The sequence below is a fragment of the Erythrobacter neustonensis genome, from assembly GCF_001663175.1.
GTDB lineage: Bacteria > Pseudomonadota > Alphaproteobacteria > Sphingomonadales > Sphingomonadaceae > Erythrobacter > Erythrobacter neustonensis.
Map to the genome: position 1 here is coordinate 121,909 of NZ_CP016033.1, position 14,621 is coordinate 136,529.

Sequence of the window (14,621 nt, forward strand, 5' to 3'; positions counted from 1 at the left end):
CAAAAGGGCCGCCCCTTGCCGGGACGGCCCTTTGCAAAATGTCGTGGCCGAAAAGGCTTTAGCCGACGATTTCTTCGTCCTTGAAGAAGTAGGCGATTTCGATCGCTGCGTTTTCTTCGCTGTCCGAACCGTGGACGGTGTTCTCGCCGATCGACAGTGCGAGCTCCTTGCGGATCGTGCCGGGAGCGGCGTCGGCCGGGTTGGTAGCGCCCATCACTTCGCGGTTCTTGGCGACGGCGTCTTCGCCTTCGAGGACCTGCACGACCACCGGCTCGCTCATCATGAATTCGACGAGTTCACCGAAGAAGGGGCGCTCCTTGTGGACCGCGTAGAAGCCTTCGGCCTGTTCGCGGGTCATGTGGATGCGCTTCGATGCGACGACGCGCAGGCCGGCGTCTTCCAGCATCTTGGTGACCGCACCGGTCAGGTTGCGGCGGGTGGCATCGGGCTTGATGATCGAAAAGGTGCGGGTGGCCGCCATGAGTATGCTCCTGTGAACGTCTTTTTATGGGGAGGGTTATTGGCCGCGGCCCCTAGATGCTGCGATGCGGAATGGCAAGCTTCTGCGCGATGCCGATCGCTATCGCGCTGTGCCGGTGCCAGAGCCGGTGACGATCGACAGCTGGACGCGGGTGGGCTTGCCCTCGCCGATATCGAGCGAAAGGCTTGCCCCATCCTCCGCGCGGACAGCCGCCAGCGTTTGCCCTGACTTCGTATCAAGCGCGGCGATGACGACAAACCCGTCAGCTTCGGCTTCGGCGCGGTAATGCTGCATAACTGCAAGCCTATCGGCATCGGTCTCGAACGACAGCAGGATGCCCTGCCCACCCGGCCGCGAAGCGATGGTGTTGCCTGTTACCCGCGCGCCTTCGGGCAGTGTGAAACCGGGTGGCAGAGTGACGGGAACCTGCGTGCCCGAAACCAGAGTGACGGGGCCATTATCACGATAAATCACCGTGCGCCGCGCGCCGGTTTCGGGGTCGAAGCTGTCCATGCCCGCAGGATCGCGCGGCGCGTCCGGCGGCAGCGCTCCGCAGGACGCCAGCAGCAAGGCTGCGGTCAGAAGCGATCCAGCATGGCGATAGTCCGGCGTCCCGATCGGTCGGCTCCTTTCCTCCGCAAGCATCCTTTATCGGGCGGAGTCGGGCAAGGCTGCGCAGGCTCAGCCCTTCTTGACCCAGCGGCCGTCTTCCTGCGCGTAATAGGCGCGTTCGAGCCCCTCGCGCCCGTCTACCGCGCGCCATGCCGCACGCGCGGCAGCGGCAAGATCGGGTGGGAACAGCAGGAAGGTGCGCGCGAACCCCTCGGTCTCGCGGAAGGTGCCGTCGGCAAGGATGATGTGGCTTGCCCGGTTCGCATGGGCTGGCTCGCTCCCCAGCAGGATCGGCTGGCGATCCGCACCCGGCGCATCGGCCTCGCCATTGGCAAGGAAGCTGTCGCTGGGGGCGGCCTGCCACAAGGCGCGCGCAATCGCGGCGCGCTGGTCGGGATCGGCCGCAACGACCATCACCCGCTCGCCCTGCGCGACCGCGCGCTTGGCAATCAGGGCGACGACCTTTTCGACCGGATCGTCGGTGACCTGCCAGAAATCGAGCTTCACGGTGCGTCCTCGCCCGATATCGGGGTGCCGCTTCGCTGGAGAAGCCAGAAGGCCGCGGCGGCGCACACCGCGATCGATACCAGAGGCACCGGCCACAGCACTGCCCAACGCCCGTCGAGCAGCGCAATCGCGCTGCCCGGCAGCGGAACGAAGATCCACCGGCTGTAATCCTGATAGGCAATCGCGGGCGCATACATCACGGCGCCGGCGATCGCGATCATGGCGTTGCCCTCGGGGCTGCCTCTGCGACCTTTTCGCTGAATGATGGCAAGGGGGATTAGGATCAGCAGACCGAGCGCGGCAACGCCCCACCAGAATACCCGCCCGATTCCGGAAAAGTCGCTGGCAAGCGCGGGGCTGGCGCACGCGAGCGTCGCCGCCGCAACCGAGATCTGCCGCCCGTATCGCATCAGCGCTTCCCCTTCCCCTCGCCGCCCGATCTGGCATTGCCGCGGCAGCGATCGGAACAATACTTCACATTGTCCCAATCGCGCTCCCACTTCTTGCGCCACGTGAAGGGCAACCCGCAGGCCAGACAGGTCTTGGTCGGCAGATCGGACTTCTTGCGCATCTTCGGCATTTGCGGCCTACCGCTGCGCTATATAAGGCACGGAAATGCGGCTTACGCCTCGACCACGTCGCGCACGAACTGGTCGAGCAAGCGCACGCCGTAACCCGTCGCGCCCTTGTCCCAGGTCTGGCCCGGCTTGTTCGACCACACCATGCCCGCAATATCGAGGTGCGCCCACGGGGTGCCATCCTTGATGAAGCGCTGCAGGAACTGTGCGGCGGTGATCGAGCCGGCCTCGCGCGGGCCGATGTTCTTCATGTCGGCGATCGGCGAATCGATCAGCTTGTCGTAATTCGGCCCGAGCGGCATCCGCCACAGCTTGTCGCCGCTGGTCTGGCCCGCTGCGGTCAGCTGCTGGGCGAGCGTGTCGTCATTGGCGAACATCCCGCCATATTCGTTGCCGAGGCTGATGATCATGGCGCCGGTCAGCGTGGCAAGGTCGACGATGCGTGCAGCATCATAATGCGTCTGCGCCCAGTGCAGCGCATCGCACAGCACCAGCCGCCCTTCGGCATCGGTGTTGAGCACTTCGACCGTCTGCCCGCTCATCGTGGTGACGACATCGCCGGGGCGCTGTGCCTTGCCGTCGGGCATGTTCTCGACGAGGCCCATCACGCCGATCACGTTGGCCTTCGCCTTGCGGCCCGCCAGCGCGAGCATCGCGCCCGCGACTGCGCCCGCGCCGCCCATGTCCCACTTCATGTCTTCCATGCCCGGCCCGGGCTTCAGCGAGATGCCGCCGGTATCGAAAGTCACGCCCTTGCCGACGAAGACCGTGGGCTTGTCACCTTCTTGCCCGCCGTTCCAGCGGATCGCGATCAGCTTCGATTCGCGCTCCGAACCCTGGCCGACGCCGACAAGCGCGCCCATGCCGAGCGCGGTCATCTCGTCTTCACCCAGCACGGTGACTTCGACACCGGTGCCCGCAAATGCCTTTTCGCAGGCCTCGACGAAGGTTGCAGGATAAAGGAAATTGGCAGGCTCGGTCACCAGCGTGCGGGTGAATTCGATGCCCTTGGCCAGCGCGCTTTCACGCTCCCACGCCGCATCGGTGCCCTCGGGCGCGCCGACCACGTGGATCTTGGTCAGCGAGGGGCGCTTGTCGGCGGCAAGCCGCGTGCGATAGGCATCGTGGCGGAAAGCGCGCAGCCGCACGGCGAGCAGCACAGCGGCAGCTTCGTCCGCGCAAAGGCCCGCGCCGCCCAGATCGAGCACCATCGCGCTCTCGCCCGAAACCAGATACTTGGCCGTCAGCGCAGCGCCTGCGCGCTCGCAATTGGCGCGGCGGTCGGCAGCCCCGGTTTCGCCGGCCCCCGCCAGCGCGACGCGCCGCACGCCCGCGCCATCAGCCGCGAAGCCTTCGAACACCTGCCCCGCCCGGCCCGTGAACCGCGACGCGGCCGCGCCTTCGACCAGCGCTTGATCGAGGTCGGCCAGCGCCTGCCCCTGATTCACGATCCGCGCTTGAAGGCGGACATCGGCGGGAGGAGCGGCGGCGAAATGGATCTGCATGGGAACTCCGGAAAAACTCGTTGCGCCGCACGCAAAAAGGGCGGCGTTGGCAGAGCGCTGCGCTGCCGCGACGAACTGCGAACAGGGCTTGCGCAATGGCGATTGCGATTAGGCGCGAGCGGTGCAATAGGCAAGGCCATGTCGGGAGGCTTGCAAGACGCACCGCGTGACGACACGCGACCTGCCCAGCGCTTCCCGGCGCGGGGTGCCTCATCGCGTCTGGTGCTCGCGCTGCTGATGATGGGTGCGCCCGCCGCGCTCGCCGCGCAGGATCAGGTGCCGGACGCCAGCGCCGCAGACGCGCAAGCCCCCGCGACTGCACCGCGCCAGATCGATTTCGAAGCGTCCGAGATCGGTTACAATTCCGAAGCCGATACCGTCACCGCGCGCGGCAACGTGATCCTGCGCTCGGAAGACCGCTCGGTCCGCGCCGATCAGGTGACGTGGGATCGCAATGCGGGCACGATCATCGCCACCGGCAACATCCGGCTGGTCGACGATGCCGGCAACCAGCTCTTCACCGACCGCGTCGAACTGACCGAGGAATTCGACACCGGGGCAATGAGCGATCTTTTGATCGCGCTGCGTGCCGGCGGCAGACTGGCGGCGCGGTCGGCAACGCGCACCGCCGATGGCAATGCCGAACTGATCGATGCGGCCTATTCGGCCTGCCCCGTGGTCGATGCCGAAGGCTGCCCGAAAGAGCCGACCTGGCGGGTGACCGCGCGCCGGGTGATCTACGACCAGAAGGCCGGGCGCGTCCGCTTCGAAGGCGCGATGCTCGAACTGTTCGGCGCGCGCATCCTGCCGCTGCCGGGCCTCGCGATCCGCACCGATGGCGGCGCGGAAAGCGGATTTCTGGTTCCCGATATCCGGGTGACACAGGTCAACGGGCTCGAACTGTCGGGCGAATATTACTGGCGCGTCGCACCGAACGCCGATCTGACGCTGGGTGCCTACGTGTTCTCCAACGCCGCCCCGATGGCGAGCGCGAAGTGGCAGCACCTAACCGAAAAGGGTGCCTATCAGGTCACGGGCTATGCCACCTTCTCGGACCGCGCGACCGACTTTACCGGCGGGGAAAGCCTGCGCAGCGATCCGCGCGGCTATCTCGATGCCAATGGCCGGTTCCAGTTCTCCCCTGACTGGAGCCTGACCGGATCGATCCGGCTCGCCTCGGACCGCACCTTCCTGCGCCGCTACGATATCAGCCGCGATGACCGGCTGCGCTCGACGATCAATCTCGAACGGATCACCGACCGGTCGTATTTCTCGCTCGCCGGATGGGCGACGCAGACGCTGCGGCTGAACGCCGATCAGGGACAGGTGCCGCTTGCCCTCCCCGCGATCGATTACCGCCAGCGGATCGGCGACAATGTGCTCGGCGGCAAGCTGATGGTGCAGGCCAACAGCCTCGCCCTGCTGCGCAACGACGGGCAGGACACGCAGCGCGCCTTTGCCGGTGCGCAATGGGATATGCGCCGCCTGACCCGCATGGGGCAGGTCGTGACGCTGACCGGGCTGGTGCGCGGCGACATCTACAATACCAGCAACACGCTGGCGACGGCCACCGCCGCCTATCGCGGCACCGAAGGCTGGACCACGCGCGGGATTGCGACTGCCGCGCTCGATATCGAATGGCCTTTCGTGGGCGAAGCGCTGGGCGGCACGCAGGTGTTCAAGCCGCGCTTGCAGCTCGTCGCAAGCCCACGCATCCGCAACCTCGCGGTCCCCAACGAAGATGCGCGCGCAATCGATCTGGAGGATTCGAACCTCTTCGCACTGAACCGTTTCCCCGGATATGACCGGGTGGAAGACGGCAGCCGCGTGACCTGGGGGCTCGACTGGGAATTGCAGCGCCCCGGCTGGCGGGTCAAATCGACCATCGGCCAGTCGTTCCGCCTGCAGGCGCCGCGCGAGGGGTTGTTCCCCGAAGGCACCGGCCTCACCGAGAAGGTCACCGATTTCGTCGGCCGCACCGAAGTGCGGTTCCAGAACCTCGTCCAGTTCACGCACCGCTTCCGGCTCGACAAGGACAATCTTGCAATCCGCCGCAACGAGATCGACGCGACGGTCGGATCGCGCCGGACCTATCTGGAAGTCGGCTACCTGCGGCTCAACCGCGACATTTCCTCGGTCGAGGACTTGCGCGACCGCGAGGAAGTGCGCGCGGCTGCACGCGTCGCGATCGGACGCGCGTGGTCGGTGTTCGGCTCGGGCGTGTTCAACCTCACCGACGAGGAGGAAGACCCGATCTTCCAGCCCGACGGGTTCCAGCCGATCCGCACGCGGCTTGGCGTAGCCTATGCCGATGACTGCATCGAATTCGGGGCGACCTGGCGGCGCGACTTCATCGATGCGGGTGACGCGCGGCGGGGCAATGCGTTCCAGGTGTTCTTCGCGCTTCGCAACCTTGGCTTCCGCTAATCGACGCCGGTATAGCAGGCTCGATTGGCAGCACGCGCAAATCGCGTTAAGGGCAGCGCCGAAGGCGAAGGTGGCCGCGGGATCGGCTAGCCCACTCAGCTTTCGTTCAGCCGGTGCGAGCCATCGGCGAACTGACTGCGGCGGACATTCTGATCGCCGGATGACTAGGCCAGAAGGCGGGACCAAACGAGTGAGTGTAAAGCTGTTTACCAAGGCGCTGTTCGCCAAGACCGGAATTGCCCTGACCACCACCGGAATGCTCGGCCTCGTGCTCGCGCCGGTTGCCCTGTCGGCGCAGACCGTTGCGGTGCCGACTGCGGAAAACCCCTTCGGCCTGCCTGCCGACATCACCCTGTTCGGCAAGACCGATCCCGACCGCCGGACCGCGACCGCGATCGTCAATGGCTATGTCATCACCGGAACCGACATCGATCAGCGCGTCGCGCTCGTCACCGCCGCATCCGAAGCGCCCATCCCCGAAGATGAACTGCTGCGCCTGCGGGTGCAGGTGCTGCGCAACCTGATCGACGAAACGCTCAAGATCCAGAAGGCCGCCGCCGACGAGATCGCCGCCCCGCGCGACGAGATCGAGCGCACCTTCCAGCAGCTCGTCGCGCAGAATTTCGGCGGCGATACCGCCAAGATGGACGCCTATCTGGCGTCGATCGGCTCGTCGTCGGCATCGCTCAAGCGGCAGATCGAAGGCGAAGTCGCGTGGGAGAACATCCTGCGCCGCAACATCACGCCGTTCGTCAACGTGTCGGCCGAAGAGGTCAACGAGTTCCTCAAGCGGATGAACGAAGCGCGCGGCACCGACGAATATCGCGTCGGCGAGATCTATCTGACCGCCACGACCGAAAACCGCGCCACCGTGCTCGCCAATGCGCAGGCGATCATGCAGCAATTGCAGCAGGGTGGCAGCTTTGTCGCCTATGCGCGGCAATATTCCGAAGCGAGCAGCGCGGTCGTCGGCGGCGATCTAGGCTGGGTGCGGCTCGGCCAGCTGCCGCCCGAAATCGGCGCGGTAACCCGCACGATGCAGACGGGCCAGTTGAAGGGCCCGATCGAGGTTCCCGGCGGCTTTTCGATCATCTACCTGATCAACAAGCGTCAGGTGCTGATGGCTGATCCGACCGAAGCACTGCTCAGCCTGAAGCAGGTGTCGATCACCTTCCCTGCGGGCGTTACGCAGGCACAGGCCGAAGCGCGTGTGGCAGAATTCGGCAACTTCATGAAGACCGTGCGTGGCTGCGGCGATGTCGATGCCGGCGCGGCGAAGATCGGCGCCCAAGTCGTATCGAACGACCAAATCAAGGCAGCGACCCTGCCCGAGCAACTGCGCAACATCCTGCTGAACCTCCAGGTCGGTCAGTCGACCCCGCCGTTCGGCGGCATTCAGGAAGGCGTGCGCGTGCTGATGCTGTGCGGACGCGATGATCCCAAGGATGCCGGCGCGCCGACCTTTGCCACGGTGATGAGCCAGATCGAGGAAGAGCGCGTCAACAAGCGCGCACAGCGGTTGCTGCGCGATCTGCGCAACGACGCCTATATCGAATACAATTGAACCTGTCACACGCGCCCCTTGCGATCACGCTGGGCGATCCGGCGGGAATCGGGCCGGAAGTAATCCTTGGCGCGTGGGCAAGGCTGCGCGCTGAACGCCGCGCCCCGCCGGCCTTCGTGGTCGGCGGCGCGGGCCTGCTTCGCGCGGCGGGCGAGGCGCTGCGGATCGACTGTCCGGTGGTGCCGATTGCGACCGCCGACGAGGCGGCTTTCGCCTGCGCTGCGGGACTGCCGGTGATGGCGGGGCTCGACGTTCCCTATGCACCTGGCCAGCCGACAGCCGACGGCGCGCAGGCAGCGCTGGCATCGTTGCAATGGGGCACGCGGCTCGCGCGCGCCGGGACGGCGGCGGGCGTGGTCACCGCACCCATCGCCAAGGCGGCGCTGGCGGCGATCGGATGGGATTATCCGGGACAGACCGAATATCTCGCCGATGCCTGCGGCGCGCCCTACCGCGATGCGGTGATGATGCTGGCGGGGCCATCGCTTCGCACCGTCCCGCTGACAGTGCATGTCGCATTGGCCGAAGTGCCCACGCTGCTCTCGCCCGGGCTGATCGTCCACAAGGCGCGAATCGTCGCTGCCGGGCTGACGCGAGATTTCGGCATCCCGCGCCCGCGTCTCGCGATCGCCGCACTGAACCCGCATGCGGGAGAGCAAGGCCAGTTCGGCGATGAGGAAGCGCGGATCATCGCCCCTGCGATTGCAGAGCTTCGCGCCGAGGGCATCGATGCCACCGGACCCGTGCCCGGCGACGCGCTGTTCACGCCGCGCGCGCGCCAAGGCTATGATGCGGCCTTGTGCATGTATCACGATCAGGCGCTGATCCCGCTGAAGGCGCTCGAATTCGATGAGGGCGTCAATGTCACGCTCGGGCTGCCGATCATCCGCACCTCGCCCGATCACGGCACTGCCTTCGACATTGCGGGCAAGGGCCTCGCCGATCCCGGCGCAATGGCCGCGGCGATCCTGATGGCGGCAGACATGGCGATGGCGCGGCACCGCGGCTGAAATCGTTCGCGGCCAGCGCAGGCGAATGGTGGCTCGACTTCGCGCGACCCGAGCGGCTAGGAGGGCCGCGTGAGCACCCCGCCCCTGCCCCCGATCCGCGATGTCATCCAGCGCCACGGCCTCGCTGCGTCCAAGGCGCTGGGGCAGAACTTCCTGCTCGACGAGCAATTGCTTGCGCGCATCGCCGCGCTGCCGGGCGATCTGGCCGGCGCGCAGGTGCTTGAAGTCGGGCCCGGCCCCGGCGGCCTGACGCGCGCGCTGTTGCGAGCGGGCGCGCGGGTTACCGCGATCGAGATGGACCGCCGCTGCCTGCCCGCGCTCGCCGAACTGGGGGAGAGTTTCCCCGGCCAGTTGACCGTGATCGAAGGCGATGCGCTCAAGCTCGATCACAATGCGCTTATGAACGCAGAGCCGTTCCATGTATTGTCGAACCTTCCCTACAACGTCGGCACCGCCTTGTTCGTGCGCTGGCTTTCGGGCGAGGCGTGGCCGCCGCTGTGGCAATCGCTGACACTGATGTTTCAGCGCGAGGTTGCCGACCGGATCGCGGCGGGCGCCGGCGAGGACGCCTATGGCCGCCTCGCAGTGCTTGCGCAGTGGCGCAGCGAAGCCCGGTTGGCGATGAAGGTTCACCGCAGCGCCTTTACCCCGCCCCCCAAGGTGATGAGCGCGATCGTCCACGTCACCCCTGCCGCGATGCCCGAAGGGGTTTCGGCGCGGATGCTCGAACGCCTTACCGAAGCCGCCTTCGGCCAGCGCCGCAAGATGCTGCGCCAGAGCCTGAAAGGCGTGCCGGGCGCATTGGAGGCGCTCAGCCGCATCGGCATCGACGAGACGCGGCGCGCCGAAACGGTCAGCGTGGCGGAGTTCGTGGCACTGGCGCGGGCGCTGGGTGCTGCCCGGGCAGAGCCTTAGGTGCGCTGAAGCCCGCGCAGCACTTTGGCGCGTTGCAGCATCAGGGCAAGGATTTCGGATCGCTCCGCCGCCCATTGCAGGATATTGGAAAACATCAGGATTTCGATGCCGTCCACGCCTTCCATGCGCACCCCGTATTCGTTCTTCAGAAGGTCCCATGCCGCGGGCTCGATCGTCATCTTGTCGAACGGCAGGAACAGGTCGCGGCAGCCATATTTGAACGGCGGCACGATCGACAGGCTCAGCCCGTGGGGATAAACCCCAACCATCACAGGCGGGTGACGGTGGGATTTGACATCCCCCGACAGGTGGCCGAACCTGTATCCGGGCTGCGAAATGCGCACCATGCCGGTCATTTTCTTGCCGATCGGCTTCGGCAGGTCGGTTGCCGCGTAAAGCCTTTCATAGTCGCGCCAGCGCCCGTTGCTGGCGTGCATGATGTAGAATGCGACGCCGCCGAAGAACACCAGACTGATCGCGCTGACCAGTGTCATGTAGACCTGTTCGACAATCTCACCCATTGCAAAGCGCCCCGAAAGCCCGAACATTCAGGCGCTGCAAGACTAGTCTAAAAGGGTAGCCAAAGCGTTCACCCGGCCTTCTGCTTGAGGCGCCAGGCGTGCAGCAGCGGTTCGGTGTAGCCGCTGGGCTGCTCCACCCCCTTGAAGATCAGATCCTTGGCTGCGCGATAGGCCGCGTCGTCCTCGTTGCCGGTCAGCGGCACGTAAAGCGGATCGCCCGCGTTCTGCGCGTCGACCTTGGCGGCCATCCGCCGCAGCGAATCGAGCACCTGCGCTTCTGACACCACCCCGTGCAGCAGCCAGTTGGCGATGTGCTGCGAGGAAATGCGCAAGGTCGCGCGGTCTTCCATCAGGCCCACATCATTGATGTCGGGCACCTTGGAACAGCCCACGCCCTGATCGATCCAGCGCACGACATAGCCCAAGAGGCCCTGGCAATTGTTATCGAGTTCCTCGGCGATTTCGGCTTCCGACCAGTTCGCGCCTTCGGCCAGCGGGATCGACAGCAGCGCGTCGAGGCCCATCGGTTCGGGCAGGCTCTTCTGCACATCGAAAACGTCGATCTGGTGATAATGCAGCGCGTGGAGCGTCGCGGCGGTGGGGGACGGCACCCATGCGGTGTTCGCGCCTGCGTTGAGGTGGCCGATCTTTTCGACCATCATCTGCCCCATCAGATCGGGCGCGGCCCACATGCCCTTGCCGATCTGCGCCTTGCCCGACAGGCCGTGGGCAAGGCCGATGGCGACATTGCGCGCTTCGTAGGATTTCAGCCAAGCTGAGCTCTTCATCGCGCCCTTGCGCAGCATCGGCCCGGCCCGCATCGAGGTGTGGATTTCGTCCCCCGTGCGGTCGAGGAAGCCGGTGTTGATGAACACGATCCGGTCTTTGACCGCGTGGATGCAGGCGGCAAGGTTCGCCGACGTGCGGCGCTCTTCGTCCATCACACCGACCTTGATCGTGTGACGCGGCAGGCCGAGCAGGTCTTCCACGCAATCGAACAGGTGGTTGGTGAAAGCACATTCTTCCGGCCCGTGCATCTTGGGCTTCACGATGTAGATCGAGCCGCACGCCGAGTTGCCGAACTTGCCCTTGCCTTCCACATCCAGCGTGCTGATCGCGCTGGTGAAAACAGCGTCCATGATGCCCTCGGGCACCTCGCTGCCGTCGGGAAGGCGGATCGCGGGGTTGGTCATCAGGTGGCCGACATTGCGCACGAACATCAGGCTGCGGCCCTTGAGGGTCTGCACGCTGCCGCCTGCATCGGTGTAGGTCTTGTCGCCTGCCAGCGTACGGGTGAGGGTCTTGCCGCCCTTCGCGAAGCTCTCCGACAGGTCGCCGCGGATGATGCCGAGCCAGTTGGTGTAAGCGAGCAGCTTGTCTGCCGCATCAACCGCTGCGACCGAATCCTCACAATCGGCAATCGTGGTGAGCGCGGCTTCGACGATGATATCGGCAATGCCCGCCTTGTCGGTCGCGCCGACGGGGGTGGCGGGATCGAAGACGATTTCAACGTGCAATCCGTTGTTCTTGAGCAGCACGCCCTTCTCGGTCGTTCCGACCTGCTGCGCCGGATCGGCGAGCGCGATTGCCTCGCGGCCCGCAAGGCCAGCCCAGCTTGCCCCGCCCGCGAGCGGAAAGGTTTTGTCGAGGAACTGCCGCCCGCGCGCGATCACCGCCGCGCCCCGCGCCTCGTCATAGCCGCCTGGCCGCGCCGGGGGCGCATCGAGCGCGTCGGTGCCGTAGAAGGCATCATACAGGCTCCCCCAACGCGCATTCGCCGCGTTGAGCAGGAAGCGGGCGTTGAGGATCGGCACCACCAACTGCGGCCCGGCCATCGTCGCGATCTCGGGATCAACGTTCCGCGTGCCGATCTGGAAGTCGCCGGGCTCGGGAACGAGGTAGCCGATTTCGGTCAGGAACGCCTTGTAGGCGGCGGCATCATGCGGCTTTCCCGCGCGCTCCATATGCCATGCGTCGATCTGCGCCTGCAATTCCTCGCGCTTCGCCAGCAGCGCGCGGTTCTTCGGCGCGAACTCGGCCAGCAGCGCGGCAAAGCCCTGCCAAAAGGCATCGGCATCGCGCCCCAGCGGCGCCAGCACTTCCTTTTCGAGGAAGGTCGCCAGCGGCAAAGCGATGCTCACGCCGGCGCGGGTCGTCATGTCAGTCATTCAGGTCCTCGTATGGTAAGCTTGCAAAGCCGAACCCGGGGAGGAGAGGACATGGCCGCCTATGCCGCAGGGGACGCACGATTGCAACGGGTTGGACATGGCCCTGCGCGGCGCTAATGGGGGAGGCATGGACGGGATAACGGGACAGATCGACGCGGGCGCGATGCTTGCGCAGGTGCGCGCGTGGAGCGCAATCAACACCGGCACCGCGAACCTTGTGGGTCTGGCCGAGCAGGCCGATGCGCTGGCGGCCGCCTTTGCCGTGCTGCCGGGCGAGGTCGTGCTGGTCGATCCTGCCCCCGTCAGCGCGATCGCCGCCGACGGCAGCGAATTCGAAAAACCCCACGGCCAGCATCTGGTGGTGCGCGTGCGCCCGCAGGCCAACCGGCGCATTTTGTTGACCGGGCACATGGATACGGTGTTTCCGATCGATCACCCCTTCCAGCAGCAGCGCTGGCTCGACGGCGAGACGCTGAACGGGCCCGGCGTTGCCGACATGAAGGGCGGGATCGCGGTGATGCTGCACGCGCTGATCGCCTTCGAACAGACTGCCGACGCGTCATCACTCGGCTATGATGTGCTGATCAACTCGGACGAGGAAACCGGGTCGCTTGCCAGCAATGCGCTGATCGCGCAGCTCGCCGCGGGCAAGATCGCCGCGCTCACCTACGAGCCCGCCGCGCTGCCCGATGGCACGCTCGCGCATGAACGCGGCGGCACGGGAAATTATTCGATCACATTCACCGGCAAAAGCGCGCACGCGGGCCGCAACCCGCACGAGGGGCGCAACGCCATCGTCGCCGCGGCCGATCTGATCCTGCGGCTGAAGGCGCTCGAAACTGCCGAGATCACGATCAACCCCGCCAAGCTCGAAGGCGGGGCGGCCAACAACGTCGTGCCCGATCACGCCGTGCTGCGCTTCAACGTGCGCCCGCGCACCATTGAGGCAGGCGCCGCCTTCGACCATGCGCTGAGCCACCTGCTGATCGATATCCAGAACGCGCACGGTGTCGCCACGCATCGTCACGGCGGTGTCACCCGCCCGCCCAAGAAGGTCGATGCCGCCGCGCAGGCCCTGTTCGATCTGGTGCGCGAATGCGGCGCCGAACTTGGTCAGACGATCCGCTGGCAATCGTCCGGCGGCGTGTGCGACGGCAACAACATCGCCGCCTGCGGTGTCCCCGTGGTCGACACGATGGGCGTGCGCGGCGGCGCGATCCATTCGCCGGACGAATATCTGATCGTCCCCAGCCTTGCCGAACGCGCCGCGTTGAGCGCGCGCGTCATCACCCGACTTGCTCAAGGAGCTCTATCGTGACCTTCCGCCTGCGCGCTGCGCGCCCCGCCGATCTTGAGGCATTGTACGAAATGGCCAAGCTGACCGGCGGCGGGTTCACCAACCTGCCGCCCGATCGCGCGGCCCTGCAGGGCAAGCTGGAACGCGCGGAAACCGCCTTTGCCCGCGCCGAGGACACGATCGTCGACGAGCAATTCGTGCTCGTGCTCGAAAATGCGCGCACCGGCGCGGTGCGCGGCACCTGCCAGCTGATGAGCCAGGTCGGCCAGCGCTGGCCGTTCTATTCCTATCGCCTCAACACGCTGACCCAGTATTCGCAGGAACTCGACCGCACGGTGCGCGCCGAGCTTTTGAGCCTCGTCACCGATCTCGAAGGGTCGAGCGAGGTCGGCGGATTGTTCCTGCACCCGGGCGAACGCGCCGGCGGGCTCGGGCTGCTGCTCGCGCGCTCGCGTTACCTGTTCGTGGCGATGCACCGCCCGCGCTTTGCCGACCGCATTCTGGCAGAATTGCGCGGCATCATCGACGAGCGCGGCGGATCGCCGTTCTGGGACGGGGTCGCGGGCCGGTTCTTCGGGATGAGCTTTCAGGACGCGGACTATTTCAACGCGATCAACGGCAACCAGTTCATCGCCGACCTGATGCCCAAGCACCCGGTCTATATCGCGATGCTCAACGAGGACGCGCGCTCGGTGATCGGCGTGCCGCACCCCACGGGGCGCGCGGCAATGCGGATGCTCGAGGACGAGGGCTTCCGCGCCGAAGGCTATGTCGACATCTTCGATGGCGGCCCCACGATGGTCGCCTGGACCGACAGCGTCACCAGCGTCAAGAACGCCTGCAATGCCAAGGTCACCGCGCTTGATGCCGCCGAAGGCGAACGCGCGATCCTTGCCACCGGCCACCTTGCCACGTTCCGCGCCTGTTTCGGCGCGCGGGTGCTCGACGGCGAAGGCGGGATCGCGATCGACAGCGCCAGCGCCGATCTGCTCGACGTGTGCGAAGGCGATACGGTGTGGAGCGTCGCGCGCTGAGC

14 protein-coding genes are annotated in these 14,621 nt (G+C 66.2%); 6 read left to right on the top strand and 8 right to left on the bottom strand.

What is annotated here, in order from left to right; all coding sequences use genetic code 11:
- Window positions 1-58: 58 nt before the first annotated feature.
- From ndk to A9D12_RS00600, 6 genes are all read right to left on the bottom strand, one after another.
- Window positions 59-481, bottom strand: a complete 423-nt coding sequence (ndk, locus tag A9D12_RS00580) for a nucleoside-diphosphate kinase (protein WP_068348643.1) — start codon at window positions 479-481, stop codon at window positions 59-61.
- A gap of 99 nt (window positions 482-580) precedes the next feature.
- Window positions 581-1,126, bottom strand: coding sequence for a hypothetical protein (locus A9D12_RS00585; RefSeq protein ID WP_068348646.1), 546 nt, complete (start codon window positions 1,124-1,126; stop codon window positions 581-583).
- Window positions 1,127-1,162: 36 nt separating this feature from the next.
- Window positions 1,163-1,600, bottom strand: coding sequence for a DNA polymerase III subunit chi (locus A9D12_RS00590; RefSeq protein ID WP_068348650.1), 438 nt, complete (start codon window positions 1,598-1,600; stop codon window positions 1,163-1,165).
- Entirely contained in the window at window positions 1,597-2,010 is a 414-nt protein-coding gene (locus A9D12_RS00595; RefSeq protein WP_068348652.1) for a hypothetical protein, read from the bottom strand. Before A9D12_RS00595 ends, A9D12_RS00590 begins: the two co-directional genes overlap by 4 nt.
- Window positions 2,010-2,180, bottom strand: coding sequence for a DUF2256 domain-containing protein (locus A9D12_RS14370; RefSeq protein WP_082925304.1), 171 nt, complete (start codon window positions 2,178-2,180; stop codon window positions 2,010-2,012). The genes A9D12_RS00595 and A9D12_RS14370 overlap by 1 nt, the downstream gene beginning before the upstream one ends.
- 42 nt (window positions 2,181-2,222) lie before the next feature.
- The gene (locus tag A9D12_RS00600) at window positions 2,223-3,683 is read right to left on the bottom strand and encodes a leucyl aminopeptidase (protein ID WP_068348655.1); all 1,461 of its coding nucleotides are present in this window, start codon (window positions 3,681-3,683) and stop codon (window positions 2,223-2,225) included.
- Window positions 3,684-3,821: 138 nt separating this feature from the next.
- Between A9D12_RS00600 and A9D12_RS00605 the strand changes: the two genes are divergently transcribed.
- The 4 genes from A9D12_RS00605 (at window position 3,822) to rsmA (ending at window position 9,599) form a co-directional block, all read left to right on the top strand.
- On the top strand, window positions 3,822-6,110 hold the full coding sequence (locus A9D12_RS00605) for an LPS-assembly protein LptD (RefSeq protein ID WP_068348658.1): 2,289 nt from the start codon (window positions 3,822-3,824) through the stop codon (window positions 6,108-6,110).
- 160 nt (window positions 6,111-6,270) lie between these two features.
- Window positions 6,271-7,674 (top strand): peptidylprolyl isomerase, encoded by a 1,404-nt coding sequence (locus A9D12_RS00610; RefSeq protein ID WP_068348661.1) that lies wholly within the window; start codon window positions 6,271-6,273, stop codon window positions 7,672-7,674.
- Between the two features lie 2 nt (window positions 7,675-7,676).
- A complete protein-coding gene (pdxA, locus tag A9D12_RS00615; protein ID WP_418251585.1) occupies window positions 7,677-8,684 on the top strand; it encodes a 4-hydroxythreonine-4-phosphate dehydrogenase PdxA in 1,008 nt (335 codons plus the stop codon).
- Between the two features lie 69 nt (window positions 8,685-8,753).
- Complete coding sequence (gene rsmA / locus A9D12_RS00620; RefSeq protein ID WP_068348667.1) at window positions 8,754-9,599, top strand: 16S rRNA (adenine(1518)-N(6)/adenine(1519)-N(6))-dimethyltransferase RsmA; 846 nt, start codon at window positions 8,754-8,756, stop codon at window positions 9,597-9,599.
- Here rsmA and A9D12_RS00625 read toward each other — a convergent pair.
- Both A9D12_RS00625 and A9D12_RS00630 read right to left on the bottom strand, forming a co-directional pair.
- Window positions 9,596-10,120 carry a hypothetical protein gene (locus tag A9D12_RS00625; protein ID WP_156522752.1) on the bottom strand — a complete coding sequence of 175 codons (525 nt, stop codon included), beginning with the start codon at window positions 10,118-10,120 and terminating at the stop codon, window positions 9,596-9,598. The two genes, rsmA and A9D12_RS00625, sit on opposite strands and share 4 nt — an antisense overlap.
- Window positions 10,121-10,188: 68 nt before the next feature.
- Window positions 10,189-12,288 carry a malate synthase G gene (locus A9D12_RS00630; RefSeq protein WP_068348673.1) on the bottom strand — a complete coding sequence of 700 codons (2,100 nt, stop codon included), beginning with the start codon at window positions 12,286-12,288 and terminating at the stop codon, window positions 10,189-10,191.
- A 127-nt stretch (window positions 12,289-12,415) separates the two neighbouring features.
- On the opposite strand from A9D12_RS00630, the gene A9D12_RS00635 reads away from it, so the two are divergent.
- On the top strand, window positions 12,416-13,606 hold the full coding sequence (locus tag A9D12_RS00635; protein ID WP_068348675.1) for a hydrolase: 1,191 nt from the start codon (window positions 12,416-12,418) through the stop codon (window positions 13,604-13,606).
- Complete coding sequence (locus A9D12_RS00640) at window positions 13,603-14,619, top strand: arginine N-succinyltransferase (RefSeq protein WP_068348678.1); 1,017 nt, start codon at window positions 13,603-13,605, stop codon at window positions 14,617-14,619. The genes A9D12_RS00635 and A9D12_RS00640 overlap by 4 nt, the downstream gene beginning before the upstream one ends.
- Window positions 14,620-14,621: the final 2 nt, after the last annotated feature.

Excerpts from the sequence above, each read along its gene's own strand:
- A9D12_RS00605 (WP_068348658.1), top strand. The coding sequence starts at position 3,822 with ATGTCGGGAGGCTTGCAAGACGCACCGCGTGACGACACGCGACCTGCC.
- A9D12_RS00585 (WP_068348646.1), bottom strand. The coding sequence starts at position 1,126 with ATGCTTGCGGAGGAAAGGAGCCGACCGATCGGGACGCCGGACTATCGC.
- ndk (WP_068348643.1), bottom strand. The coding sequence starts at position 481 with ATGGCGGCCACCCGCACCTTTTCGATCATCAAGCCCGATGCCACCCGC.
- A9D12_RS14370 (WP_082925304.1), bottom strand. The coding sequence starts at position 2,180 with ATGCCGAAGATGCGCAAGAAGTCCGATCTGCCGACCAAGACCTGTCTG.
- A9D12_RS00635 (WP_068348675.1), top strand. The coding sequence starts at position 12,416 with ATGGACGGGATAACGGGACAGATCGACGCGGGCGCGATGCTTGCGCAG.
- A9D12_RS00595 (WP_068348652.1), bottom strand. The coding sequence starts at position 2,010 with ATGCGATACGGGCGGCAGATCTCGGTTGCGGCGGCGACGCTCGCGTGC.
- A9D12_RS00610 (WP_068348661.1), top strand. The coding sequence starts at position 6,271 with ATGACTAGGCCAGAAGGCGGGACCAAACGAGTGAGTGTAAAGCTGTTT.
- A9D12_RS00630 (WP_068348673.1), bottom strand. The coding sequence starts at position 12,288 with ATGACTGACATGACGACCCGCGCCGGCGTGAGCATCGCTTTGCCGCTG.
- A9D12_RS00625 (WP_156522752.1), bottom strand. The coding sequence starts at position 10,120 with ATGGGTGAGATTGTCGAACAGGTCTACATGACACTGGTCAGCGCGATC.
- A9D12_RS00600 (WP_068348655.1), bottom strand. The coding sequence starts at position 3,683 with ATGCAGATCCATTTCGCCGCCGCTCCTCCCGCCGATGTCCGCCTTCAA.